Annotated in this window: 23 protein-coding genes and 1 pseudogene; 13 read left to right on the forward strand and 11 right to left on the reverse strand. The window is 69.5% G+C overall.

The window, feature by feature from the left end; translation table 11 throughout:
- Nucleotides 1-22: 22 nt before the first annotated feature.
- Both ASF45_RS23660 and ASF45_RS23665 read left to right on the forward strand, forming a co-directional pair.
- On the forward strand, nucleotides 23-931 hold the full coding sequence (locus ASF45_RS23660; RefSeq protein ID WP_235581017.1) for a LysR family transcriptional regulator: 909 nt from the start codon (nucleotides 23-25) through the stop codon (nucleotides 929-931).
- Between the two features lie 158 nt (nucleotides 932-1089).
- Nucleotides 1090-1587 (forward strand): ATP-binding protein, encoded by a 498-nt coding sequence (locus ASF45_RS23665; protein WP_200932203.1) that lies wholly within the window; start codon nucleotides 1090-1092, stop codon nucleotides 1585-1587.
- Nucleotide 1588: 1 nt separating this feature from the next.
- Here the strand turns inward: ASF45_RS23665 and ASF45_RS23670 are convergent, their stop codons facing one another.
- Nucleotides 1589-4108, reverse strand: coding sequence for an ABC transporter permease (locus tag ASF45_RS23670; protein WP_056668909.1), 2520 nt, complete (start codon nucleotides 4106-4108; stop codon nucleotides 1589-1591).
- Nucleotides 4109-4216: 108 nt separating this feature from the next.
- Between ASF45_RS23670 and ASF45_RS23675 the strand changes: the two genes are divergently transcribed.
- The gene (locus tag ASF45_RS23675; RefSeq protein ID WP_056668911.1) at nucleotides 4217-5155 is read left to right on the forward strand and encodes an SMP-30/gluconolactonase/LRE family protein; all 939 of its coding nucleotides are present in this window, start codon (nucleotides 4217-4219) and stop codon (nucleotides 5153-5155) included.
- A 93-nt stretch (nucleotides 5156-5248) separates the two neighbouring features.
- Nucleotides 5249-6127, forward strand: coding sequence for a restriction endonuclease (locus ASF45_RS23680; RefSeq protein ID WP_056668914.1), 879 nt, complete (start codon nucleotides 5249-5251; stop codon nucleotides 6125-6127).
- A gap of 144 nt (nucleotides 6128-6271) precedes the next feature.
- Here the strand turns inward: ASF45_RS23680 and ASF45_RS23685 are convergent, their stop codons facing one another.
- From ASF45_RS23685 to ASF45_RS36860, 6 genes are all read right to left on the reverse strand, one after another.
- Nucleotides 6272-7246, reverse strand: a complete 975-nt coding sequence (locus ASF45_RS23685; RefSeq protein WP_056668917.1) for a tripartite tricarboxylate transporter substrate binding protein — start codon at nucleotides 7244-7246, stop codon at nucleotides 6272-6274.
- Between the two features lie 82 nt (nucleotides 7247-7328).
- The gene (locus ASF45_RS23690; protein ID WP_056668920.1) at nucleotides 7329-8030 is read right to left on the reverse strand and encodes a MarC family protein; all 702 of its coding nucleotides are present in this window, start codon (nucleotides 8028-8030) and stop codon (nucleotides 7329-7331) included.
- Between the two features lie 16 nt (nucleotides 8031-8046).
- Nucleotides 8047-9579 carry a BCCT family transporter gene (locus tag ASF45_RS23695; RefSeq protein WP_082551242.1) on the reverse strand — a complete coding sequence of 511 codons (1533 nt, stop codon included), beginning with the start codon at nucleotides 9577-9579 and terminating at the stop codon, nucleotides 8047-8049.
- Between the two features lie 239 nt (nucleotides 9580-9818).
- Nucleotides 9819-10508, reverse strand: a complete 690-nt coding sequence (locus tag ASF45_RS23700) for a MarC family protein (RefSeq protein ID WP_056668925.1) — start codon at nucleotides 10506-10508, stop codon at nucleotides 9819-9821.
- 27 nt (nucleotides 10509-10535) lie between these two features.
- Nucleotides 10536-11873 carry an argininosuccinate synthase gene (gene argG / locus ASF45_RS23705; protein WP_056668928.1) on the reverse strand — a complete coding sequence of 446 codons (1338 nt, stop codon included), beginning with the start codon at nucleotides 11871-11873 and terminating at the stop codon, nucleotides 10536-10538.
- Nucleotides 11874-11992: 119 nt separating this feature from the next.
- Entirely contained in the window at nucleotides 11993-12127 is a 135-nt protein-coding gene (locus tag ASF45_RS36860) for a hypothetical protein (protein ID WP_255357807.1), read from the reverse strand.
- Here ASF45_RS36860 and ASF45_RS37150 point away from each other — a divergent pair.
- Both ASF45_RS37150 and ASF45_RS35585 read left to right on the forward strand, forming a co-directional pair.
- Nucleotides 12078-13079, forward strand: a pseudogene (locus ASF45_RS37150) (MFS transporter); the annotation flags it as partial. The gene ASF45_RS36860 and the pseudogene ASF45_RS37150 overlap by 50 nt on opposite strands.
- A 59-nt stretch (nucleotides 13080-13138) precedes the next feature.
- Nucleotides 13139-13384 (forward strand): hypothetical protein, encoded by a 246-nt coding sequence (locus tag ASF45_RS35585; RefSeq protein WP_056668940.1) that lies wholly within the window; start codon nucleotides 13139-13141, stop codon nucleotides 13382-13384.
- A 4-nt stretch (nucleotides 13385-13388) separates the two neighbouring features.
- Here the strand turns inward: ASF45_RS35585 and ASF45_RS23730 are convergent, their stop codons facing one another.
- The 3 genes from ASF45_RS23730 to apbC are packed head-to-tail and all read right to left on the reverse strand — an operon-like array spanning nucleotide 13389 to nucleotide 16246.
- A complete protein-coding gene (locus tag ASF45_RS23730) occupies nucleotides 13389-14267 on the reverse strand; it encodes a CPBP family intramembrane glutamic endopeptidase (protein ID WP_063887770.1) in 879 nt (292 codons plus the stop codon).
- Between the two features lie 29 nt (nucleotides 14268-14296).
- Nucleotides 14297-15127 carry a formate dehydrogenase accessory sulfurtransferase FdhD gene (gene fdhD, locus ASF45_RS23735; protein WP_056668946.1) on the reverse strand — a complete coding sequence of 277 codons (831 nt, stop codon included), beginning with the start codon at nucleotides 15125-15127 and terminating at the stop codon, nucleotides 14297-14299.
- A gap of 27 nt (nucleotides 15128-15154) precedes the next feature.
- Entirely contained in the window at nucleotides 15155-16246 is a 1092-nt protein-coding gene (gene apbC, locus ASF45_RS23740) for an iron-sulfur cluster carrier protein ApbC (RefSeq protein ID WP_056669956.1), read from the reverse strand.
- A 135-nt stretch (nucleotides 16247-16381) separates the two neighbouring features.
- Here apbC and metG point away from each other — a divergent pair, with 135 nt between their 5' ends.
- Nucleotides 16382-18451 carry a methionine--tRNA ligase gene (metG, locus tag ASF45_RS23745; protein WP_056668949.1) on the forward strand — a complete coding sequence of 690 codons (2070 nt, stop codon included), beginning with the start codon at nucleotides 16382-16384 and terminating at the stop codon, nucleotides 18449-18451.
- On the forward strand, nucleotides 18451-18651 hold the full coding sequence (locus ASF45_RS23750; RefSeq protein ID WP_056668953.1) for a hypothetical protein: 201 nt from the start codon (nucleotides 18451-18453) through the stop codon (nucleotides 18649-18651). Before metG ends, ASF45_RS23750 begins: the two co-directional genes overlap by 1 nt.
- 9 nt (nucleotides 18652-18660) lie before the next feature.
- Here the strand turns inward: ASF45_RS23750 and ASF45_RS23755 are convergent, their stop codons facing one another.
- A complete protein-coding gene (locus ASF45_RS23755; protein WP_056668955.1) occupies nucleotides 18661-19305 on the reverse strand; it encodes a TetR/AcrR family transcriptional regulator in 645 nt (214 codons plus the stop codon).
- Between the two features lie 160 nt (nucleotides 19306-19465).
- Between ASF45_RS23755 and ASF45_RS23760 the strand changes: the two genes are divergently transcribed.
- The 5 genes from ASF45_RS23760 (at nucleotide 19466) to fahA (ending at nucleotide 24554) form a co-directional block, all read left to right on the forward strand.
- Complete coding sequence (locus tag ASF45_RS23760) at nucleotides 19466-20794, forward strand: FAD-binding oxidoreductase (protein ID WP_056668958.1); 1329 nt, start codon at nucleotides 19466-19468, stop codon at nucleotides 20792-20794.
- A gap of 93 nt (nucleotides 20795-20887) precedes the next feature.
- A complete protein-coding gene (locus ASF45_RS23765; RefSeq protein ID WP_056668961.1) occupies nucleotides 20888-22288 on the forward strand; it encodes an amino acid permease in 1401 nt (466 codons plus the stop codon).
- Nucleotides 22289-22297: 9 nt separating this feature from the next.
- A complete protein-coding gene (locus ASF45_RS23770) occupies nucleotides 22298-22681 on the forward strand; it encodes a RidA family protein (protein ID WP_056668964.1) in 384 nt (127 codons plus the stop codon).
- A gap of 14 nt (nucleotides 22682-22695) precedes the next feature.
- On the forward strand, nucleotides 22696-23241 hold the full coding sequence (locus tag ASF45_RS23775) for a VOC family protein (RefSeq protein WP_056668968.1): 546 nt from the start codon (nucleotides 22696-22698) through the stop codon (nucleotides 23239-23241).
- Nucleotides 23238-24554, forward strand: a complete 1317-nt coding sequence (gene fahA, locus ASF45_RS23780) for a fumarylacetoacetase (RefSeq protein WP_056668973.1) — start codon at nucleotides 23238-23240, stop codon at nucleotides 24552-24554. The genes ASF45_RS23775 and fahA overlap by 4 nt, the downstream gene beginning before the upstream one ends.
- Nucleotides 24555-24557: the final 3 nt, after the last annotated feature.

The raw sequence follows: 24557 nt of genomic DNA on the forward strand, positions 1-24557 counted from the left end.
AATCCGGCCAGAGCTCCACATATTGCCAACCCAGATTCCGCAATCAAGCCGCACGGACAGCCTTCCCGCCATCGTCTCCTTCGTGCGCGCCGCCGACCTGCAGGGCTTCGCGGCGGCCGGGCGCGCGCTGGGCATCTCGGCCTCGGCCGTGGGCAAGAACGTGGCACGGCTCGAACAGCAGCTCGGCGTGCGCCTGTTCCACCGCACCACGCGCCAGGTGCGGCTCACGCAGGAGGGTGCGCAGTTCCACGCGCGCTGCCGCCGCATCCTCGACGAGCTGGCCGACGCCCAGGCCATGCTGCAGGCGGCCGTGGCCACGCCGCGCGGCCGGCTGCGCGTGAGCCTGCCCGTGATCGGCTACCGCTTCCTGCTGCCCATGCTGCCGGGCTTTCGCGCGCGCTACCCGGAGATCGATCTGGAACTGGACTTCAACGACCGGCTCGTCGACGTGGTCGAGGAAGGCTTCGACATCGTGGTCCGCAGCGGCACGCTGGAGGATTCGCCGCTGGTGGCGCGCCGGCTCGGGCCATTCCGCTTCCTGCTGGTGGTCGCGCCAGCCTACCTCGCGGCCCACGGCACGCCGCAACGGCCCGCGGACCTCGCGCAGCACGTCTGCCTGCGCTACCAGTTCGCCAGCGGCGGCAGGATCGAGGACTGGAAGCTGCAAGGCCTGCCCGAGCGGCTGCCGACCGCGCTGGTCTGCAACAACATGGAAGCCATGCTGGGCGCAGCCATCGCGGCCATGGGCATCGCCTGGATGCCGGACTTCCTCGCGCGCGACGCCCTCGCGCGCGGCGAACTCGTGCAGGTGCTGGCCGACGCGCCGCGCGAAGCGGGGCAGTTCTCGGCACTGTGGCCCTCAAGCCGCCAGCTGTCGCCCAAGGTGCGGGCCTTCGTGGACTTCGCGGCCGAACACCTGTTCCCCGAGTAGCCGCTACACTGCGACCCCTTCATGGCCCACACCCTGCGCACCACCATTATTCGCCGCCGTCCGCGGACGGTGGGTTAGCGCGCGGCTGCAAGCCAAGACGACCCGCCCCAGAAGGCGCGTCGTCACGGTCTCCTGGGGTTTTTCCACCAGGAGATCCCATGACCCGTCCCGCCAGTGCCTCCGCCATGCTGCACCTGTTGTGCGGCAGGATCGCGGCAGGCAAATCCACACTCGCGCGCCGCCTGGCGGCGCAGCCGGCCACCGTGCTCGTGCAGGAGGACGCCTGGCTCGCCGTGCTGTACCCCGGCGAGATCCACGCCCTGCCCGACTACCTGCAGCGCACGGGCCGGCTCAAGGCCATGCTCGGCGAGCACGTGGTCGCCATGCTGCGCAGCGGCGTCTCGGTGGTGCTGGACTTCCCGGCCAACACGCGGGCCCAGCGCGCCTGGATGCGCGGGCTGATCGACCAGTCCGGCGCCGCGCACCGGCTGCACCTGCTGGACGTGCCCGAGGCGGTCTGCCGCGCGCGGCTGCAGGCGCGCAACGCGGCCGGCACGCATCCGTTCCAGACCGACGAGGCGCAGTTCAGCCTGATCAACCGCCACTTCGAGCCCCCCGATCCGCGCGAAGGCTTCGCGCTGCAGCGCTACGGCTGAATCAGGCGGCGGCGCGGCGCAGCGTATCGACCACGGGCCGGCGCAGCACGTCGCGCAGGCCCCACCAGCCCGCGCCGAGCGCCAGCACGGCGCCGGCTGCCGCGCCGGCCAGCGGCACCCACGGCGAGCCCGACCAGGCGAACTCGAACACGAACTTCGCCAGCGCCCAGCCCACGGCCATGGCCACCAGCGTGGCCAGGAGGCCGGCCAGCACGCCCACGCCGGCCAGCTCGGCCCGCTGCACCTGGCGCAGCAGCGCGCTGCTGGCGCCCACGGCGCGCATGATCGCGAACTCGCGCGCGCGCTCCTCGCGCGTGGCCGTGATGGCGGCGAACAGCACCACCAGGCCCGCCGCCAGCGTGAAGCCGAACAGGAACTCCACCGCCCGCACCACCTGGTCCAGCACGCGCTGCACCTGGGCCAGCGCCGTGCTCATGTCCACGTTCGTGACGTTCGGGAAGGCGCGCACGAGCGCGTTGTCGAAGCCCGCCATCTCCGGCGCGCGGTAGGCCGCCAGGTAGGTGATGGGCAGGTCGGGCATGGCCGCCACCGGGTACATCACGAAGAAGTTGGCGTGCAGCGAACCCCAGTCCACCTTGCGCAGCGAGGTGATGCGCGCATCGGACTGGATGCCGCCGATGTCGAAACGCAGCGTGTCGCCCAGCTTGAGGCCCAGCGTCTGCGCCAGCCCTTCCTCGACGCTGACGGCGCCCTGCTCCTCGGGCGTCCAGCGGCCGCCGACCAGTTCGTTGTGCGGCGGCTGCTGGGCCGCATGCGAGAGGTTGAACTCGCGGTCGACCAGGCGCTGCGCGCGCTCGTCGGTGTAGTCGGCCGGGTTCACCGGCTTGTCGTTCACGGCCACCAGGCGGCCGCGGAACATGGGGTACCAGTCGTACTTGGCGACGCCGGCATCGTCCAGCGTCTTGCGGAAGGCATCGCCCTGCTCGGGCAGGATGTTGATGACGAAGCGGTTGGGCGCGTCCGGCGGCGTGGCCTGGCGCCAGGCGCCGATCAGGTCGGTGCGCAGCAGCACCAGCAGCACCAGCGCCAGCAGGCCCACCGACAGCGCGCTGACCTGCACCACGGTGTAGGCCGGCCGCGCCGAGACTTGGCGCGTGGCCAGCACCAGCCAGCGCGGCGCGGTGCTCTCGTTGACGCTCTTGCGCAGCAGCCATACCGCCACCCACGACAGCGCGGCGAACAGCAGCACCGCGCCTGCGAAGCCGCCGACGGCGATCAGACCCAGCTTGATGTCGCTGCTGACGGCCAGCAGCAGGCCGGCGAAGCCCGCCACGCCAAGTGCCAGCACCGCGATGGAGGCGGGCTTCAACTGCCCCACATCGCGCCGGATCACGCGCAGCGGCGGCACCTTGGCCAGCTGCAGCACGGGCGGCAGGCCGAACGCGAACAGCAGCGTGAGCCCGATGCCCAGGCCGTAGGCCACCGGCCACAGCGTGGCGGCGGGCAGCGTGGCCTCGACCAGCCCGGCCAGCAGCAGCACGAACAGGTAGTGCACGCCGAAGCCGACGGCCACCCCGAGCGCGCTGGCGAACAGGCCGACCAGCGCGAACTCGAAGCTGTAGGACAGCGCGATCGTGCGCTGCGACAGGCCCAGCACGCGCAGCATGGCGCAGTCGTCCAGGTGCTTGGACGCGAACGCGCGCGCGGCCAGCGCCACGGCCACGGCCGAGAGCAGCGCCGACAGCAGCGCCACCAGGCTCAGGAATTTCTCGGCGCGGTCCAGCGTCTGGCGCATCTCGGGCCGGCCGCTCTCGACCGATTCGAGCCGCAGGCCGCGCGCCTCGCGCGATTGGATCTGCGCATCGGCCCAGCGCGTGAAGCGCTGCACGGCGGGCTCGTCGCCGGCCACGGCGAAACGGTAGGTGATGCGGCTGGCCGGCTGCACCAGGTGCGTGGCCGGCAGGTCGGCCGCGTTGACCATCACGCGCGGCGCGAAGCTCATGAAGCCGCCGCCGCGGTCGGGCTCGATCACGATGATGCGCGCGACGCGGAAGCTGCTGTCGCCCAGCAGCAGCGCATCGCCCATCTTCAGGTCCAGCGCGGCCAGCAGCGGCGCATCGACCCAGACCTCGCCCGGCGCCGGCACGTCGCGCGTGTTGCCGCCCTCTTCACCGGGCTGCTGCGCCACCTTGAGGCTGCCGCGCAGCGGGTAGCCCGCCGCCACGGCCTTGAGCGCCACCAGCCGGCTGGCCCCGCCCTGCGCCTCGCCCGCACGGCCCATGGTCGGAAAGCCCAGCGTGGAGACGGTCTGCAGGCCCAGCGCGCGGGCCTGCGCCTCGAACGCGGCCGGGGTCGGGTTGTCGCTGGCCACCACGGCGTCGCCGCCGATCAGCTGCCGCGCGTCGCGCTGCAGCCCGCCCTGGAGCCGGTCGGCGAAGAAGCCCACGGCCGTCAGCGCGGCCACGGCCAGCGTCACCGCCACCAGCAGCAGGCGCAGCTCGCCCGAGCGCAGGTCGCGCCACAGCGTGCGCCACCCCAGGGAAAGAAAGGATTGATTCACGGCTGGCTCCGAAGCAGCGGGGGATTATCCGGGCCGGGTGGTTCCGGGCCAAAAGCCTTGGCGCGGCGGGCATACTGCGCGGCTCCGACCGCTCCACCCTTTCACACCATGTGGCAACCCGCGACCCGCTACCCCGACCCCGCCGTCGTCGTCCTGGATCCCCGCTTCGCCAAGTACCGCATCAGCTCGGCCGCGGTCGAGCGCATCGCCACCGGCATGCGCTGGGCCGAGGGCCCGGTCTGGTTCGGCGACGGCCGCTACCTGCTCTGGAGCGACGTGCCGAACGACCGCATCATGAAGTGGGACGAGACCACGGGCGCCGTGAGCGTGTTCCGCCAGCCTTCGGGCAACGCCAACGGCCACACGCGCGACCGCCAGGGCCGGCTGGTCGGCTGCGAGCACCTGGGCCGGCGCATCGTGCGCACCGAATACGACGGCAGCATCACGCCGCTGGTCGAGCGCTTCGAGGGCGCGCGGCTGAATTCGCCGAACGACATCGTGGTCAAGTCCGACGGCAGCATCTGGTTCACCGACCCGCCCTTCGGCATCCTGGGCTGGTACGAGGGCCTGCCCGCCCAGCCCGAGCGGCCCGAATGCGTCTACCGCTTCGACCCGGCGACCGGCAAGACGACGGTGGTGACGGACGCCGTGGCGCGGCCCAACGGCCTGTGCTTCTCGCCGGACGAGAAACTGCTGTACGTGGTCGAGTCCGGCGCGGCGCCCAAGCGCATCCGGGTGTTCGACGTGGCGGCCGACGGCATGACGCTGACGAACGACCGCGTGTTCTTCACCTGCGAGCCCGAGTCCTCGCCCGACGGCTTCCGTTGCGACGTGGACGGCAACCTGTGGGCCGGCTGGGGCACGGGCGAAGGCCAGGACGGCGTGCGCATCTTCGCGCCCGACGGCACGACCATCGGCCGCATCCTGCTGCCCGAGCGCTGCGCCAACCTGTGCTTCGGTGGGCGCCACCGCAACCGGCTCTTCATGGCGGCCAGCCAGTCGGTCTATGCGCTGTATGTGAACACGCAGGGCGCAGTGGGAGGGTAGTCGTCGCAGAAAGCCCGCCGCATTGCCGATGCGTTGTTTCACGACGCCGAATCCATGGCCCCTGCAGGCGCAATATGCTGAAAGGAACCTGTCTTGGTCACCAAACAGAAGAAGGATGAGGGCGCGCAGTTTGTCCGGTATTTCGGACCTCTGCTGGACGCCCTGCGAGCGCTTGGCGGGTCCGCCAAGCCGGACGAAGCGGTAGACCGTGTCTCTGCAAACCTGAAAGTGCCCGACAATGTGCTGAACGAGACGCTTCCCTCCGGGGGATCTCGGTTTCGCAATCAGGTTGCATGGGCACGTTTTTATTTGGTCCGTGAAGGCTTTATCAGTTCCTCCAAGCACGGCGTTTGGAGTCTGACGGAGTCGGGGTTCAAAACCAGCTTGACCCACGATCAGGCCAGGGCCATCTTCCTGAAATGGGTCAAGATTTTTCAGCAGCAGCGTAAGCAGAAGGAAGCTTCCGAGCCCGTCGCTGAAAAGGTCGCAGAAGGAACTGGAGCCCTCTCACAGGACTACCGAGATGAGGCGCTTGAGATGCTTCTATCGCTGGCGCCTGCCGGTTTTGAACGCCTTTCGCAGCGGTTGCTGCGCGAGGCAGGGTTCACCCAAGTTGTTGTCACTGGTCAAAGCGGTGACGGAGGCATCGACGGATTCGGGATACTTCAAGTCAACCCTTTGGTTTCGTTCAAAGTGCTTTTCCAGTGCAAGCGCTACGCCAAGTCTGTGGCCCCCTCACAAGTGCGCGACTTTCGCGGTGCGATGTCCGGCCGGGCTGACAAAGGCATCATCATCACCACTGGCACCTTCACGGCCGAAGCAAAGCGCGAGGCAACACGAGACGGCGCACCACCGATCGAATTGATCGACGGCGAGAAGCTCATCGACATGCTGGAGCGCTTTGAACTGGGCCTGCGCCCTATCACCACCTACGAACTTGATCATTCGTTTTTCAACGAGTTCAAGCTATAGGCGTTCACCCATCCAGGCGCAGCAAAGGTGCGTTTGGATTCGCCCACGAAAAGCCTCGCACGATTGCGCAAGGCTAAAGCCATCAGACAGGCGGGCGCTCCATCCTTGCAATCGTTCCATCATTTGGAAGAATTACAAGGTTCTTCACCCTTCGATCTTGAACCCCGTCTCCTTCACCACGCGCTGCCAGCGCGCGTAGTCGTCGCCGATCAGCTTGGCGAACTCGGCCGGCCCGCTGCCCACGGGCGTGTGGTCCATGCCCTTCAGGCGCTCCTGCATCTCGGGCGTGCGCACGATCTTCTGCACCTCGGTCGACAATCGCTCGACGATGGCCCGGGGCGTACCCTTGGGCGCGAGCAGGCCGGACCAGCTGGCGAAGTCCATGTCCTTCACGCCCAGCTCGGCCAGCGTGGGCACGTCGGGCAGCGAGGCGGCCCGCTGCGGGGCCACCACAGCCAGCGCGCGCACCTTGCCGGCCTTGATCTGCGGCAGCGTCACGAACGAGTCGAAGGACACGTCGACCTCGCCCTTGATCACGGCCTGGGCCTGCATCGAGGTGCCCTTGTACTGCGCGTTGATGAGCGTGGGCGCTCCGATCACGCGTTTCAACTGGTCGGTGGCCAGCACGATCATGCTGCTGCCCGAGGAGGCGCTGAGGGGTGGGTTGCCGGCCTTGGCCAGCGCCGCGAACTCGGCGAAATTCTTCACGGGCAGGCCCTCGCGCGCGACGATCACGAACGGGATGGAACTGATCAGGCTGATCGGCTCCCAGCTGTCCAGCGCATGGAACTTGGTCTTGTAGATCACCGGCGCCAGCGCCTGCGCGCCCGCGGTGTTCATGAGCAGCGTGTAGCCGTCGGGCGCCGCGCGCGCCGCGATGTCCATGCCAATCACGCCGTTGGCGCCGCCCTTGTTGTCCACGATGAAGGGCTGGCCCAGGCTTTCCGACAGCTTCTGCGCGATGAGCCGGGCGACGATGTCGGTGGAGCCACCGGCCGTGTAGGGCACGACCATGGTGACGGGGCGGCTCGGGTAGGGCTCGTTGGCCAGAACAGGCGCGCCGAGGCTGGCGGCGATGCCGCCCAAGGCGGTGCGGCGGGTGATGCGGGATGCGGACACGGCGTCTCCTGTGGAAAGTTGCCGGCGATTCTGGCCAGCCGCCGCCCGCCGGCCCACTGGGTTTCCCCCAGCCTGGTGTCGCCTAGGCGCTCACGGGCAGCAGCCCGTCGCGCAGCATGCCCACGCCCAGTTCGTACACCCCGTCCCACACGATCTGTACGCCCAGGCACAGCAGGATGAACGCGGTCAGCCGCAGGAAGATCACGGTGCCGGCCTCGCCGAGCGGTTTGAGCAGCTGCTGCGCGTAGCGGAACGCCAGGTACACCAGCACGCCGACGGCCAGCAGCGCCAGCACGCCGCCACCCATGCGCGCCAGCGACAGCGACAGCCGCGCATCGGCCAGCGACACCCCGACCGTGATGGCCGCCGCGATGGAACCCGGCCCGCAGCTGACGGGGAAGGTCAGCGGATAGAAGGCCTGGCGCCGCGCCATGTCGGGCGTGAAGCTCTCGGCCAGTTCGGTGCGGCTGTCCACGGTGGCATGCGTAGCCGTCAGCAGGCGCCAGGCCGTGGCCGCCACGATGAGGCCACCGCCCACGCGCACGATGGGCAGCGAGATGCCGAAGAACTCCAGCACGTACGAGCCCACCAGCATCGCGCCCAGCAGCAGCCAGAACATGTTGCGTGCGATGCGGCGCGCCAGCAGCGCGCGCGTGGGCGGCGACGCACCCTCGGTCAGGCCCAGGAAGATCGGGGCGGTGGCAGCCGGGTTCAGGATGGGCAGCAGCGCGGCGAAGACGAACAGAAAGCTCTTGCCGAAGGCGCCCAGCAACTCGAAGGTCAAGACGGTCTCCGCGGGCTCAGGGCCTGGACGCGGGCTGGCCGGCCAGCTCGCGCATGCGCCGGCGCAGCGCACGCTCGCGCCGGCGCTCCTCGTCGTAGTCTTCGCGCAGGCCGCGCCACAGCGCCACCGCCATCAGCACGATGACCACCGTGAATGGCAGCGCGAACACGATGGTGGCGGTCTGCACCGACTGCAGGCCACCGGCCAGCAGCAGACTCGCGGCGATGCCCGCCACCAGCAGGCCCCAGGCGATCTTCACGCGCGCGCTGGGGTTCTCGTTGCCGCCCGTGCTCATCATGCCCAGCACCAGCACCGCGGAGTCGCCCGAGGTGACGAAGAACACCACCACCAGGATGGTGGCGATACCCGACATCAGCATGCCCAGCGGCAGCTGGTCGAACAGCGCAAACAGGGCGGTGGAGACATCTGCCTTGACCGCCTCGGCGATCGGAACGTTTTGCATGACCTCCAGGTGCAGCGCGGTGCCACCGAACACCGAGAACCAGACGAAGGCGGCCACGGTGGGCGCGGCCACCGTGCCGAGGATGAACTCGCGCACGGTGCGGCCACGCGACACGCGGGCGATGAACAGGCCTACGAAGGGCGACCAGGACACCCACCAGGCCCAGTAGAAGATGGTCCAGCCGCCAACCCAGCTGCTGTCGCGGAACGGCGTCATGCGCAGGCTCATGCGCACCAGCTCGCTGAGGTAGCTGCCCAGCGTGGTGGTCAGCGTGTCGATGATGGCAATCGTCGGCCCCAGCACGAACACCGCCAGCGCCAGCGCCGCGGCCATGAGCAGGTTGAACGAGGACAGCCACTTGATGCCCTTGGTCACGCCGCTGACGGCCGATGTGATGAACAGAACCGTGGTCACCGCGATGATGCCCAGCTGCGAAGTCTGGCTCACAGGCAGTCCGAACACCGCACTGAGCCCGCTGTTGATCTGCAGGGCCCCCATGCCGAGCGAGGCCGCCACACCAAAGGCCGTGGCGATCACGGCCAGCACATTGACCAGCGGCCCGATGCGGCGCACCGGTGCCCAGGGCAGCGATTCCACCGCGGTGCTGACCAGCGCGGAGCCGCCGCGGCGGAACTGGAAGAATGCAATGGCCAGCGCCACCACGCTGTAGACCGCCCAGGGATGCAGGCCCCAATGGAAGAAGCTGTAGCGCATGGCCGCGTTAGCGGCCTCGGGACTGTTCGGCGCGATGCCCGGCGGCGGCGCCCCATAGTGCGACACAGGCTCGGCCACACCCCAGAACACCAGGCCGATGCCCATGCCGGCGGCGAACAGCATGGCGAACCAAGCGCCGACCGAGAATTCCGGCTCATCGTCCTCGCCGCCGAGCTTGAGATTGCCGTAGCGGCTGAAGGCCAGCACCAGCGCGACGACCACCAGGCCCAGCACCATCCAGAGGTAGAACCAGCCGAAGTTGCGCGTGATCAGCGCGAGCGCGCCGTCGAACACGGCACCCAGGTGGGTCGGGGCGACGACACCCCACAGGACGATGGCCAGGATGAACCCGGCCGACACGATGAGCTGCATGTGCTCTTTCCTCCTCGGATGACCGGGCCGCCGCAGCATGCGCAGACCCACGGGGGCGCACGCAAGGCGTCGGCAAGCGAACCGGTACGGATGGATGGCGGAGGTGCCGGCCCGATGTGCCAGATGGAGTCTGCCGCGGCGAACGCGTGGCAGCTGTCAGCAAGGGCCTGGAAACCTGGGTGCCGGTACCGTGCAACGCACTTTGTGTATACCGGCAAGTCGCCGAAGGGGCTCGTATTCTAGCCGCCCGCCTCGCGCAGCAGCCCCAGCACCAGCTCGTGCACGCCATTCCAGACGATCTGCACGCCCAGGCAGAGCAGGATGAAGGCCGAAAGACGCAGGAAGATGATCATGCCGGCCTCGCCCAGCGGCTTGAGCAGCCGGTCGGCGTAGCGGTAGGCCAGGTACACCAGCACGCCGATGACCAGCAGCGCCAGCACCGCGCCCCCGGTGCGCGCCAGCGCCAACAACAGCCGCGGGTCGGCCAGCGAGACGCCCACGGTGATCGCTGCCGTGATCGAGCCCGGGCCCGAGGTGATCGGGAAGGTCAGCGGGTAGAAGGCCTGGCGCCTGGCCATCTCGGGCGTGTAGGCCTCGGCCAGCGCGGTGCGGTGGTCGCTGCTGGTCTGCGAGGTGTTGAGCAGGCGCCAGGCGCTGGCCGCAACGACCATGCCGCCGCCCACGCGCACGATGGGCAGAGAGATGCCGAAGAAGTCCAGCACGTACACGCCCACCAGCATCGCGCCCAGCATGAGCCAGAACACGTTGCGTGCGATGCGCCGCGCCAGCAGCGCGCGCGTGGGCGGCGCGGCCCCGTCGGTCAGGCTCAGAAACACCGGCGCCGCGGCGGCCGGGTTCAGGATGGGCAGCACGGTGACGAACGCGAACAGGAAGCCCTTGCCCAGGGCTGCCAGCAGTTCCAGCGTCATGGCGTGCCGCCGTCCGGGCCTTGCGGCTTATTCGCCTTGCGAGAGCAGCGGCAGGTCGGTGTCGCCGCCCTTGCCGAGCAGACCCACGCCCGCGTAGATCGCCAGCTTGTCGCGCGTGTCGGCGATGTCCAGGTTGCGCATGGTCAACTGGCCGATGCGGTCGGCCGGCGTGAAGGCCGCGTCTTCCACCTTCTCCATCGACAGGCGCTCGGGCTTGTAGGTCAGGTTGGGGCTGGCCGTGTCCATCAGCGAGTAGTCGTTGCCGCGGCGCAGCTCCAGCGTCACCTCGCCGGTGATGGCGCGGGCCACCCAGCGCTGCGCGGTCTCGCGCAGCATCAGCGCCTGGCTGTCGAACCAGCGGCCCTGGTACAGCAGGCGGCCGAGCTTGCGGCCGTTGGCGCGGTACTGCTCGATGGTGTCTTCGTTGTGGATGCCGGTGACCAGGCGCTCGTAGGCGATGTGCAGCAGCGCCATGCCCGGGGCCTCGTAGATGCCGCGGCTCTTGGCCTCGATGATGCGGTTCTCGATCTGGTCGCACATGCCGATGCCGTGGCGCCCGCCGATCACGTTGGCTTCCATGAACAGCGCCAGCGGGCTGTCGAAGGTGCGGCCGTTCAGCGCGACGGGCTGGCCTTCCTCGAAGCGGATGGACACCGTCTCGGGCTTGACGACGCAGTCCTCGCGCCAGAACGGCACGCCCATGATGGGCTTGACGATGTGCATGCCGGCGTTCAGGAACTCCAGGTCCTTGGCCTCGTGCGTGGCGCCCAGCAGGTTGGAATCGGTGCTGTAGGCCTTCTCCACGCTCATCTTGTAGTCGAAGCCGTTGGCGATGAGGTACTCGCTCATCTCCTTGCGTCCGCCCAGCTCGTCGATGAAGGCCTGGTCCAGCCAGGGCTTGTAGATGCGCAGCTTGGGGTTGGCGAGCAGGCCGTAGCGGTAGAAGCGCTCGATGTCGTTGCCCTTGTAGGTGCTGCCGTCGCCCCAGATGTCGACCCCGTCCTCGCGCATGGCCACCACCAGCACGGTGCCGGTGACCGCGCGGCCCAGCGGCGTGGTGTTGAAGTAGGTGGCGCCGCCGGTGCTGACATGGAAGGCGCCGGACTGGATCGCGGCGATGCCCTCGGCCACCAGTTGCGGGCGGCAGTCGACCAGGCGCGCCTTCTCGGCGCCATAGGCCAGGGCCTTCTTCGGGATATCGTCGTAGTCGCTCTCGTCGGGCTGGCCCAGGTTCGCGGTGTAGGCGCAGGGAATGGCGCCCTTGGCGCGCATCCAGTGCACGGCGGCGCTGGTGTCCAGGCCGCCGGAGAAGGCGATGCCGACGCGCTCGCCTGCAGGCAGGCGGTTCAGGATGGTGGCGGTCATGGGAATGGGTCCGGAAAGCAGGGAAAGGGCGCGATTTTAGGGGCGCGCGGCCATGGTTGACGATATCAACCAATCACGGCAACAATGGAGACAATGTCAACCAATCACACCATCCCCGGCTACCGGCGCGTGACGCTGACCGTCGCGGCCGTGATGTTCATGCTGATGCTGGACAGCAGCATCCTGAACACCTCGCTGCCCTCCATCGCACGTGATCTCGGCGCCCAGCCGCTGGCGCTCAGCGCCACCGTCACGGCCTACCTGCTGGCCAGCGCCGTGGTGCTGCCGCTGGCCTCCTGGCTGGCCGAACGCTACGGCATGCGCCGGCTGTTCCTCGTGGCCGTGGGCGTGTTCACGCTGGCCTCGCTGGTGTGCGGGCTGGCGCAGACGCCGGGCCAGCTCATCGCGGCGCGTGCGCTGCAAGGCCTGGGCGGCGGGCTGCTGCTGCCGCTCGGCCGCGCCATCGCACTGCGCGGTTCGCGCACCGAAGACCGCATCGCCATCACCGCGCTGCTGACCTGGCCCGTGCTGTTCGCACCCGTGCTGGGGCCGCCGCTGGGTGGGTTCATCACGACCTACTGGTCCTGGCACTGGAACTTCCTGCTCAACGTGCCGATCGGCCTGGTCGGCCTGTGGCTGGTGCGGCGCTGGGTGCCGGCCGATGCCGCGCCGGCGCCGCGGCCGCTGGACCGGCCCGGCGCCGTGGGTGCGATCGGCGGGCTGTGCCTGCTGATCACGGGGCTGGAGTCGGCCGCGCACGCGACCGATCCTGCGGCCTCGCGGCTGCCCGCGTTGCTGGCCACCCTGGCGGGGCTGGCGCTGCTGGCCTGGACGGCACGCCACCTGCGCCGCGCGCCGCACCCGCTCGTGAGCCTGGCGCCGTTCGGCTGGCGCAGCTTTTCCATCGCCTCGCTGGGCGGCACGCTGGCCTCGATGAGCATCCAGGCCACGCCCTTCCTGCTGCCGCTCTTGTTCCAGCTCGGCCTGGGCCACGACGCGGTGACGGCCGGCGCCATGCTGCTGCCCTACTTCCTGGGCAACCTGGCGCTCAAGTCGGTCACCACGCCCATCCTCAAGCGCTTCGGCTTTCGGCGCGTGCTGCTGGTGGCGGGCAGCCTGAGCGTGCTGGGCATCGCGGCGTTCGCGGCCGTCACGCCGCAGACCGGCTGGCCCGTGCTGGCCGCGCTGCTGGTGCTGGCCGGCTGTGCGCGCTCCATGCTGCTGACGGCCAACTCCACGCTCATGATGATCGAGCTGCCCCACAGATGGGCGCCGGCTCCACGCTGTCGGCCATCACCATGCAGGTGGCCGCGGCCATGGGCGTGGCGGTCGCGGCACTGGCGCTGGCGCTGGCGGGCCAGATGCATGCGCAGGTCGGCGGCCAGGTGCTGCTGCAGGACTTCCACCTGGCCTTCCTGGCCGTGGCCGCGGTCGGCGCGCTCGCGCTGTGGCACTACCGGCAGGTGCCGGCGGACGTGGGCGCGGGCATGCTGGCCGGCAAGGCCGCCTGAGCCTTCAACGGCCAGACAGCGTAGGGTAGGTGAAGGCCAGCGCGTGCACGGCATTGACGGCGAAGTGCACCAGCACCGCCGGGCCGAGCCGGCCTGTCACGGTATAGGCCAGCGCCGCGCCCAGGCCCGTGAGGCCCGCCAGCAGGGCCATGCGCGGCCCGCCCGCCAGGTGCGCCAGGCCGAACAGCGCGGCCGACAGCAGCACGGCCAGCGCAGCGCGCCCCGCCGCGGGCCGTACCGCGGGCGCAGCGAAGCGGCCCGCCAGCGCGTCCTGCACGAGCAGGCGGAACAGCGCCTCCTCGGCCACACAGGTCAGCAGCAGGTTCACGGGCAGGAACCAGGCCAGCTGCAGGTTCCACTTGAGGTCCGGCCGCACCAGGCCCAGCCACCAGCCCAGGCCCAGCACCCCGCACAGCGTCGCCAGCGCGATGGCCGCTGTCGGCACCACCGCGCGCCGGCTGTCGCCTTGCGCTGCCGGCACCAGCAGCACCAGCAGCGCCAGCCCCACCGAGCCCTTGTCGAAGTTCAGGCGCTGCGTGAACGCCGGCGCCCCGGGCGACCAGCGCACGCCGTCCAGCAACACGGGGTTGTGAAAGCCCGGCACGCGGTGCAAGGCCAGTGCCGCGCACAGGCCTGCCAGCGCCAGCCAGAGCAGCAGGCGCAACGCACGGTTCTGCGCGTGCGCCGCCGCGGTGGCCAGCACAAACAGCGCTGCCAGCGCGGCAAGTGCCGGCGGGCGCAGCAGGCCGTGGTGCCAGGCCAGGGCCACGGCAATGCCGTACAGCAGCGCCCAGGGCGGCACATGGCCCGGCCAGCCGCGCTGCGGCTGCGGCCACCAGGCCACGGCGATGGCGAGCAGCAAAAGAACGAAGGAGGTGTGCACGGCCTATGCCGCGCGCCGGCAGCGCACCATCAGGCCGCGGCCGGCCAGAGCACGCGTTCGGGGTGCGTGTAGACGCTGAGCCTGTCGCCGCGCGCGAAGCCGACCAGTGCCAGATTCGCATCCGCCGCGTGGTCGATCGCCAGGCCCGTGACGCCCGAGACCGCCGCCAGCAATGCGCTGCCCGCACGCACGGTCTTGCCCACCATCTCGTAGCTCGCGCGGCTGGTCACGACGACGAAGCCGTCCTGTGCTGGCCGGTTCGCCGCCAGCAGCGCGCCGACCAGCTTGTCCAGCGCGTTGTGCCGGCCCACGTCCTCGCGCACCAGCAGCAGGCGGCCCTGCGCATCGGCGAAGCCGGCTGCATGTGTGGCGCCGCTCGCATCGCGCAGCGGCTGGCGCAGGTCCAGGGCCCGCACGGCCTGCGACACGGCGGCGGCTTCGAAGCGGGCCGCGCTCTGCAGCGGCGCGGGCCGCTGCACGGCCTGCGGCAGGCTCTCGGCGCCGCACAGGCCGCAACCGGTGCGGCCGGCCAGGCTGCGGCGCTTGTCCTTGAGCCGCGCGAAGCAGCCGGAGGCGATCTGCAGCTGGACCGTGAGCCCGCCGCAGCCCTCCACGAGTTCGATCTCGCGCACGTCGGCACGGCTGTCGACGATGCCTTCGGTCAGCGAGAAGCCGAGCGCGAAGTCCTCCAGGTCCAGCGGCGTGGCCAGCATCACGGCGTGCGAGATGCCGTTGTATTCGAGCGCGACCGGCACTTCCTCGGCCACGCCATCGGCGCCCGGCGCACCGGGGCCGCGCTGCACCACCACGCGGCGCGTGCCGGCGGGAAGGCAGATGCCGGCGTCCTGCTGCGTGGCCACGGGGTCCTGCTCCTCGCGCGTGCGGCCTCAGGTGTCCTTGGACACCTTGATGGTCGGGAACTTGGACGAGAAGTCCTTGTTCTTCTGCGCGATGGCCACCGCCACCTGGCGCGCCACGGCCTTGTAGATGCCGGCCAGCTCGCCATCGGGCTCGGCCACCACGGTGGGCGTGCCGCTGTCGGCCTGCTCGCGGATGGCCCGCGCCAGCGGCAGTGCGCCCAGGTAGTCCATCTTGTACTCGGCCGCCATCTTCTTGCCGCCGTCGGCGCCGAAGATGTGCTCCTGGTGGCCACAGTTGCTGCAGACGTGCACGGCCATGTTCTCCACCAGGCCCAGGATGGGCACGCCCACCTTCTCGAACATCTTGACGGCCTTCTTGGCGTCGATCAGCGCGATGTCCTGCGGCGTGGTGACGATCACCGCACCGGTCATGGGCACACGCTGGCTCAGCGTGAGCTGGATGTCGCCAGTGCCGGGCGGCAGGTCGACGATGAGGTAGTCCAGGTCGGTCCAGTTGGTCTGGCGCAGCATCTGCTCCAGCGCCTGCGTGGCCATCGGACCGCGCCAGATCATGGCCTGGTCCTGGTCGACCAGGAGGCCGATGGACATGACCTGCACGCCGTGGCCCGGCAGGGGCTCCATGGTCTTGCCGTCCAGGCTCTCGGGCCGGCCCGACAGGCCCATCATCATGGCCTGGCTGGGGCCGTAGATGTCGGCGTCCAGCAGGCCCACGCGGGCGCCCTCGGCGGCCAGCGCCAGCGCCAGGTTGGCCGAAGTGGTGCTCTTGCCCACGCCGCCCTTGCCCGAGGCCACGGCCACGATGTTCTTCACGCCCGGCAGCAGCTGCACGCCGCGCTGCACGGCATGCGCGGTGATCTTGCTGGCGATGTTGACGGACACGTTGTCCACGCCCGGCACGCTGCGGGCCGCGGCCACCAGCGCGCTGCGCAGCGCGGGGATCTGGCTCTTGGCCGGGTAGCCGAGCTCCACGTCGAAGGCCACCTCGCCGCCTTGCACGCTGAGGTTGCGCAGCAGCTTGGTGGACACGAAGTCCTTGCCGGTGTTCGGATCGACCACCTGCTTGAGCGCGTCGGTCAGCGCCTGTTCCGTCACTGGCATCTTGGCATTCACTCCTTTGGGGGCGCAAAGTGTACCGAGCCGGGTGCGCGGCGCAGCGCACTCCTAAAATACCCGTCCCTTGCGCGCCGGCCGGCGCGCAACGCCACCGCCCTTTCCTGAAAGCGCCCCTTCCAGATGTCCGCCCCGCGCAAGATCTTCGCCACCACCGCGCTGCCGTATGCCAACGGCAACTTCCACATCGGCCACATCATGGAGTACATCCAGGCCGACATCTGGGTGCGGTTCCAGCGCATGCGGGGCGCACAGGTGAACTTCGTGGGCGCCGACGACGCGCACGGCGCGCCCATCATGATCGCGGCCGAGAAGGCCGGCAAGACGCCCCAGCAGTTCGTGGCCGACATCGCCGCGGGCCGCAAGCAGTACCTGGACGGCTTCCATGTCGCCTTCGACAACTGGAGCCACACCGACAGCGCCGAGAACCATGCGCTGTGCGCAGACATCTACCGCGCGCTGCGCGCGGCCGGCCTGATCGCGCAAAAGAGCGTGGAGCAGTTCTTCGACCCCGAGAAGAACATGTTCCTGCCCGACCGCTTCATCAAGGGCGAATGCCCCAACTGCGGTGCCAAGGACCAGTACGGCGACAACTGCGAGGTGTGCAGCGCCGTCTACACGCCCACCGACCTCAAGAACCCGTATTCGGCACTGAGCGGCGCCAAGCCCGAGCTGCGCACCAGCGAGCATTTCTTCTTCAGCCTGTCCGACCCACGCTGCGCCGAGTACCTGCAGGGCTGGATCACCGAGAGCGGCCTGCAGAGCGAAGTGGCGAACAAGGTGCGCGAGTGGTTCACGGTGCGCAAGAACCCCGACGGCAGCACCAGCGAAGGCCTGGCGGACTGGGACATCTCGCGTGAGGCGCCCTACTTCGGCATCGAGATCCCCGATGCGCCGGGCAAGTACTTCTACGTGTGGTTCGACGCACCCATCGGCTACCTGGCTTCGCTGAAGAATTTGCTCAACCAGCGCGGCCAGGACTTCGATGCCTACATGGCCGACCCGGCGCTGGAGCAGTACCACTTCATCGGCAAGGACATCGTCACCTTCCACACGCTGTTCTGGCCCGCCGTGCTGCACTTCGCTGGCCGCAAGGTGCCCAACAACGTGTTCGTGCACGGCTTTTTGACCGTCAACAACGGCGAGAAGATGAGCAAGAGCCGCGGCACCGGCCTGGACCCGCTCAAGTACCTGAGCCTGGGCATGAACGCCGAATGGCTGCGCTACTACATCGCCGCCAAGCTCAACGGCCGCAACGAGGACATCGACTTCAACCGCGACGACTTCCTGGCGCGCGTGAACGCCGACCTGATCGGCAAGTTCGTCAACATTGCCTCGCGCGCGGCCGGCTTCATCGCCAAGCGCTTCGCCGGCCAGCTCGGCGCGCCAGGTGCCGATGGGCAGGCCCTGCTGGCAACGCTGCAGGGCGAGGCCGAGGGCATCGCCGATGCCTTCGAGCGCCGCGACACCGCACGCGCGCTGCGCGAGATCATGCTGCTGGCCGACCGCGTGAACGAGTACGTGGACGCGAACAAGCCCTGGGAACTCGCCAAGCAAGAGGGCGCGGATGCGCGGCTACAGGATGTCTGCAGCACCTGCATCGAGGCCTTCCGGCTGCTGGCCCTGTACTTGAAGCCCGTGCTGCCGGCGCTGGCGGCGCAGGTCGAGGCCTTCCTCAAGGTGGAGCCGCTGCAGTGGTCCGACGCCGACCGGCTGCTGGGCGCGGGCCATGCCATCGGCGCGTACCAGCACCTCATGCAACGCGTGGACATCAAGCAGCTCGACGCGCTGTTCGAGCCGCCGGCGGCCCCCGAGCCCGAGAAGCTGCTGCCCGGTGGCGAGGAGATCGCCGGAACCATCAGCATCGACGACTTCGCCAAGATCGACCTGCGCATCGCCCAGATCGTGGCCTGCGAGAAGGTCGAAGGCTCGACCAAGCTGCTGCGCCTGACGCTGGACGCCGGCGAAGGCCGCACGCGCAATGTGTTCAGCGGCATTGCCAGCGCCTACCAGCCCGAGCAGTTGGTCGGCAAGCTGACCGTGATGGTCGCCAACCTCGCACCGCGCAAGATGAAGTTCGGCGTCAGCGAAGGCATGGTGCTGGCCGCCAGCCACGCCGACGAGAAGGCCCAGCCCGGCATCCACGTGCTGGAGCCCTGGCCCGGCGCCCAGCCCGGCATGCGGGTGCGCTGATGCGGCACGCGGCCGCCCTGCTCGCCGCCCTGGCCTGCATGGCGATGGGCGGCTGCGCGGTGGTGACGGTGGCGGGTGCGGTCGTGAGCGTGGGGGCCACGGCCGTGGGCGTCGCGGCGGACGTGGCCGTGGGCGCCGTGAAGGTCACCGGCAAGGCCGTGGGCGCCGCCGTGGACGTGGTGACACCCGACAACGAATAGCGCCGCCGCTCAGTGCGCGCGGTGGGCGCAGGCGCCCATGATCAGCTCGGCCAGCACCTCCAGGCTGCCCACCTTCTCGGCCGCATCGACCGTGAACAACTCCTGCACCGCCGCGCCGCGCAGCGAGGAGAAGACCACCGAGGCCACGCCCTGCGGATGGGGATGGGTTTTCAGCTCGGGGAAGGTGGCGAAGAACTGCGTGTAGAACCCGCGGTCCACCTCCTCGCGGTAGTTCTCGATGCGCGCGAACAGCGACGGAATCGCCTTGCAGCCGAAGAACAGGCTCCAGGCCGTCTGGTAGTTCGGCGCACCGAAGATGTGCTGCCAGGCGCGCTGGACGAACTGCGGCGCGCGCTGCTCCAGCGGCAGTGCCGGGTCCGGCCAGACCCCGCCCTGGTCGCCCAACGGCGCCATGACCTCGGCCACCAGCCGCTCCATCAGCACGTCACGGCTCTCGAAGTGGTGCTGCAGCGCACCCATGCTGACCTCGGCGCGGCGTGCGATCGCCTGCAGCGTGGCGCTCTTGAAACCCTCCTCGCGCAGCAGCGTCAGCGCCGCTTCGATGATCTTGCGCCGGGTCGCTTCCACGCGCTCGCTCTGCGGCGTGCGGACGCGGGCTTCGTCGGAGGGCGTGGAGCTGCGGCGAACGGTCATTCACAAATAATAAATTGATATGGCCGGACGCCCGCCGCGCTGGCCGCTTTAACTTTTTCCCCGCCACCTGTCCATAGGGTCATACACTAAACAATAATAATTTATTGATACTGCACAATTTCCGCACCGGCCCACAAGGCCCACCCTGCGGAGTTCAGCCTTGCCCCACGACATCGACCGCCTGCCGACCGACGACAACACCAACGGCTGGAGCGCATTGCTTGGCCCGCGCCAGCCGCGCGCGCCGCTGCAGCAGGATCTGTCGGTGGACTTCCTGGTCATCGGCGCCGGCTATGCCGGCCTGGCCGCTGCCCGCCAACTGGCGGCCCAGGAACCCCATGCCAGCATCGCCGTGGTCGATGCCAGTGTGGTCGGCGAGAACGCCTCGGGCCGCAACTCGGGCTTCGCCATCGACCTGCCGCACAGCTCCGCGCCATCCGACGCCGATGTTGAAGCCGGCCGGCGCGTCATCCGGGTCAACCGCTTCGCGGTGGACGCGCTGGAAAGCCTCGTGGCCGAACACCGCATCCAGTGCGACTGGGCCCGGCGCGGCCGCTACCACGTGGCGGTGACGGACGCGGTGGCCGAGAGCGCGCTGCAGCCCTATGTCCGCAACCTGCAGGCCTGGGACGAGCCCTATGCCTACCTGGACCGAGACGCGCTGCGCAAGCGCCTGGGCACCAGCTACTACGCGGCGGCGGTCTACACCCCGGGCACCCGGCTGTTGAACCCCGCCGCACTGGTGCGGGGCCTGGCCGACAGCCTGCCCGCGCAGGTGCAGCTGTTCGAGAACACGCCGGTGGTCGAGGTCGAGCTCAAGGGTGCGAACCCACACGTGCGCACGGCCCAGGGCCGCCGCATCCGCGCCGGCCGCGTGGTCCTGACCGTCAACGCCTACTCGCAATCCTTCGGCGTGTTCCGTGAACGCCAGGTACCGGTGCTGCTGTTCGCCAGCCTCACGCACCGGCTGGCTCCCGCGCAGCTGGCCCGGCTGGGGTCCGAACCGGTCTGGGGCGTGACGCCTGCGCACGGCGTGGCCGGCTCCACCGTGCGGCTGACCGCCGACGGACGGTTGATGATCCGCCAGGGCTTCGAATACTCGCCCGAACTGCGCACCGACGACGCGCGCCGCGCCGAGGCCCGCGCGATGAACCTGGAGCTGCTGCGCCGCCGCTTCCCGCAGTTGGGCGCCATCGAACTGGAGCATTTCTGGATGGGCTGGCTGGCCGTCTCGCACAACCACGCGCCGGCGTTCGACCAGATCGGCCCGCAGGCCTGGGCCGCCTCCTGCTGCAACGGCTCTGGCATCGTGCGGCACACGGCCGCCGGCATGCTGATCGCCGACCACGCCCTGGGCCACAAGAACACGCTGATCGACGACTTCCTGGTGCAGGGCACGGCCAACTACATCCCGCCGCGCCCGGTGCGCGACGTCGGCGTGGGCCTGACCCTGGCCTGGGACATGTGGCGCGGCAAGGCCGAGCAATAGGCCCTTCGCCCCCGCCATCCCCCGACATCCCCGAGATTCCCAAGGCGGCCACGAGCCGCCGCCCCCCCCACCTTGACCCGAGGAGACATTCCCATGACACCCACCCACAGCGGCCACCTGGAGCGCAAGCTCCAGAACCGCCACATCCAGCTGATCGCGCTGGGCGGCACCATCGGCACCGGCCTGTTCCTGGGCTCGGCCGGCATCATCGAGATGGCCGGCCCGGCCGTGCTGCTGGGCTATGCCATCGGCGGCGCGCTGATCTTCCTGATCATGCGTTTCCTGGGTGAGATGCTGGTCGAGGCGCCCAACGCCGGCTCGTTCAGCTACTTCGCCAACCGCCACCTGGGCCGCTTCGCGGGCTTCCTGTCGGGCTGGAACTGCATCGCGCTGTATGTGCTGGTGGGCATGCTGGAGCTGACCGCCTGCGGCAAGTTCATCCAGTACTGGTGGCCCGAGGTACCGACCTGGGCCACGGCCGCCGTGTTCTTCGTGCTGATCAACGCGGTGAACTTCATCAACGTCAAGGCCTACGGCGAGTTCGAGTTCTGGTTCGCGCTGATCAAGATCGTCGCTGTGGTGGCCATGATCGCCACCGGCATCTACCTGCTCTCGACCACCAGCAATCCGACCCAGACCGTCAGCAACCTGTGGACGCACGGCGGCTTCATGCCCAACGGCATCGCCGGCCTGGTCATGTCGCTGGCCTTCATCATGTTCGCGTTCGGCGGCGTCGAGATGCTGGGCTTCGCGGCGGCCGAGACCGACCAGCCGCGCAAGGTCATCCCCAAGGCCATCAACCAGCTGGTCTGGCGCGTGCTGGTGTTCTATGTGGGCTCGATGGCCGTGCTGCTGTCGCTGACGCCCTGGACCGACCTGGTCGCCCAGCTCAAGGCCGGCGGCGACACCTACAGCAACAGCCCGTTCGTGCTGGTGATCTCGGGCATCGGCCAGACCCTGGCGGCCCATGTGCTGAACTTCGTGATCCTGACCGCCACGCTGTCGGTCTACAACAGCATGGTCTACAGCACCAGCCGCCTGCTGTACGGCATGGCCAGCGAGGGCAATGCGCCGCGCGCGCTGATGCAGGTCAACCGGCGCGGCGTGCCGGTGCGCGCCATCGTCTACCCGGGCCTGGCCACCGCCCTGTGCGTGGTGCTGAACTATGTGGCCCCGCACGGCCTGATCGAACTGCTGATGTCGCTGATCGTGGCCTCGCTGGTGATCACCTGGGTCGTCATCATCGTCACGCACATGCGCTTTCGCCGCGATGCGGTGCGCAACGGGACGCCGCTGGCCTTCCGTGCCCCGTTCGCCCCGGTGTCCAACTTCGTCTGCCTGGCCGGCATGGCGCTGGTGGTCGGCGTCATGCTGCTGACCCCGTCCATCCGCGGCTCGGCCCTGGCCATCCCGGTCTGGATCGGCGTGCTGTACCTCGCCTTCCGCGCCCTGTCGTCCCGCCCGGCCCTGCCTTCCGTGCAGGGCGCTGCCTGAACCAAGCCCATGTCCGCCACCTTCCACCCCGCCCCCGGCCCCATGCCGTTCTCCACCGCCGTCCGCGCAGCCGGCCTGCTCATGCTGTCGGGCCAGATCCCCTTCGACGCTGCCGGCAAGCCGCACGCCGGCAGCATCGAAGAGCAGACCCATGCGGTGCTGCAGACCATCGCCGGCACGCTGCAGGGCCTGGGCAGCACGCTGGACCAGGTGGTCAAGACCACCGTCTGGCTGCGCGACCTGGCCGACTTCGCCGCGTTCAACGCGGTCTACCGCAGCTACTTCCAGGAGGGCCGCTATCCCGTGCGCAGCCTGGTGCAGGCCGAGCTGGCCTTCGGCGTGGCCGTCGAGATCGAAGTGCAGGCGCTGGACATGTCCGGCACGCCCGCTTGAACAGGAGCATCCCCATGAAGATCGACCGCATCCACCACGTCGCCTACCGCTGCAGGGACGCCAAGGAGACCGTGCTCTGGTACCGCGACATGCTCAACATGGATTTCGTGCTGGCCATCGCCGAGGACATGGTGCCCTCCACCAAGGCGCCGGACCCGTACATGCACGTCTTCCTGGACGCCGGCAACGGCAACGTGCTGGCCTTCTTCGAGCTGCCCACGCAGCCGCCCATGGGCCGCGATCCCAACACGCCCGAGTGGGTGCAGCACATGGCCTTCCGGGTGAAGGACCGCGCCGAGCTGCTGCAGTTCAAGGCGCACCTGGAATCCAGGGGCGTGCCGGTGCTCGGGGTGACCGACCACGGCGCGTTCCACTCGATCTACTTCTTCGACCCCAACGGCCACCGCGTGGAGCTGGCCTGCCCCGACCCGCAGGAAGAGGCCCTGGTCCGGCGGCTCGATGCCGTGAAATGGGACATGCTGGAGGATTGGTCCAGGACCAAGCGCGCGCCCCGGCACGCGGCCTTCCTGCACGCGCGCGAACTCCAGGGCGCCGCATGATCGACGCCACGCACGATCCGGCGTTGCGCAGCTGGGTCGCCTCGGCCCACGCGGCCGACACCGACTTCCCGATCCAGAACCTGCCCTTTGCCAGCTTTCGCCGCCAGGGCACGGCCGAGCCCTACCGCGGTGGCGTGGCCATCGGCGACCAGGTGCTGGACCTGGCGGCCCTGCAGCGCAGCGGCACGCTGCAGGGCCTGGCGGCCACGGCCGCGGCGGCGGCAGCCCAGCCGCAACTCAACACGCTGATGGCCATGGGCCCGGCGGCCTGGAGCGCGCTGCGCCATGCCCTGTCCGATGGCCTGCGCGCCGGCGCGCCGCAGCAGTCCGCCTGGCAGGCCTGCCTGGTGCCGCAGGCCGAGGCCGAGTACGGCCTGCCGGCCTGCATCGGCGACTACACCGACTTCTACACCTCGATCCACCACGCCACCCACATCGGCCGGCAGTTCCGTCCCGACAACCCGCTGCTGCCCAACTACAAGTGGGTGCCGATCGGCTACCACGGGCGTGCCTCCAGCATCGGCGTGTCGGGCCAGCGCTTTCGCCGGCCCATCGGCCAGACCATGGCGCCAGGCGCCGCGTCGCCCCGCCTGGGGCCATGCCAGCGGCTGGACATCGAGCTGGAGCTGGGCGTGTTCATCGGCACCGGCAATGCGCCGGGCGAGCCGATCGCCATGCAGGGGGCCGAGGACCATGTGTTCGGCCTGTGCCTGTTGAACGACTGGTCGGCGCGTGACATCCAGGGCTGGGAGTACCAGCCGTTGGGGCCCTTCCTGTCGAAGAACTTCGCCACCACGGTCTCGCCCTGGATCGTCACGCTGCAGGCCCTGGCGCCGTACCGTGTGGCCTTCGAGCGGCCGGCCGGCGACCCGCAGCCCCTGCCCTACCTGGACTCGGCCCACAACCGCGCGGCCGGCGCGTTCGACATCCAGCTGACGGTGGAGCTGCAAACCGCCACCATGCGCGCAGCCGGCCAGGCGCCGGCCCCCATCGTGCAGACCAGCTACCGCCACGCCTACTGGACGGTGGCGCAGATGGTGGCGCACCACACGGTCAACGGCTGCAATCTGCAAAGCGGCGACCTGTTCGGCAGCGGCACGCTGTCCGGCCCCACGCTGGACCAGGCCGGCGCGCTGATCGAGCTGACCAGCGGCGGCACGCAGCCGGTCCGGCTGCCGAACGGCGAGGCGCGCACCTGGCTGCAGGACGGCGACAGCGTGACGCTGCGCGGCTGGTGCGCGCGACCCGGGGCTGCACGCATCGGCTTCGGCCGCTGCGAAGGCACGGTCTTGCCCAGCCTGTCCAACTTTTGAAGG

Origin of the sequence: Pseudorhodoferax sp. Leaf265 (assembly GCF_001422365.1) — a bacterium.
Classification (GTDB): Bacteria; Pseudomonadota; Gammaproteobacteria; order Burkholderiales; family Burkholderiaceae_C; genus Pseudorhodoferax.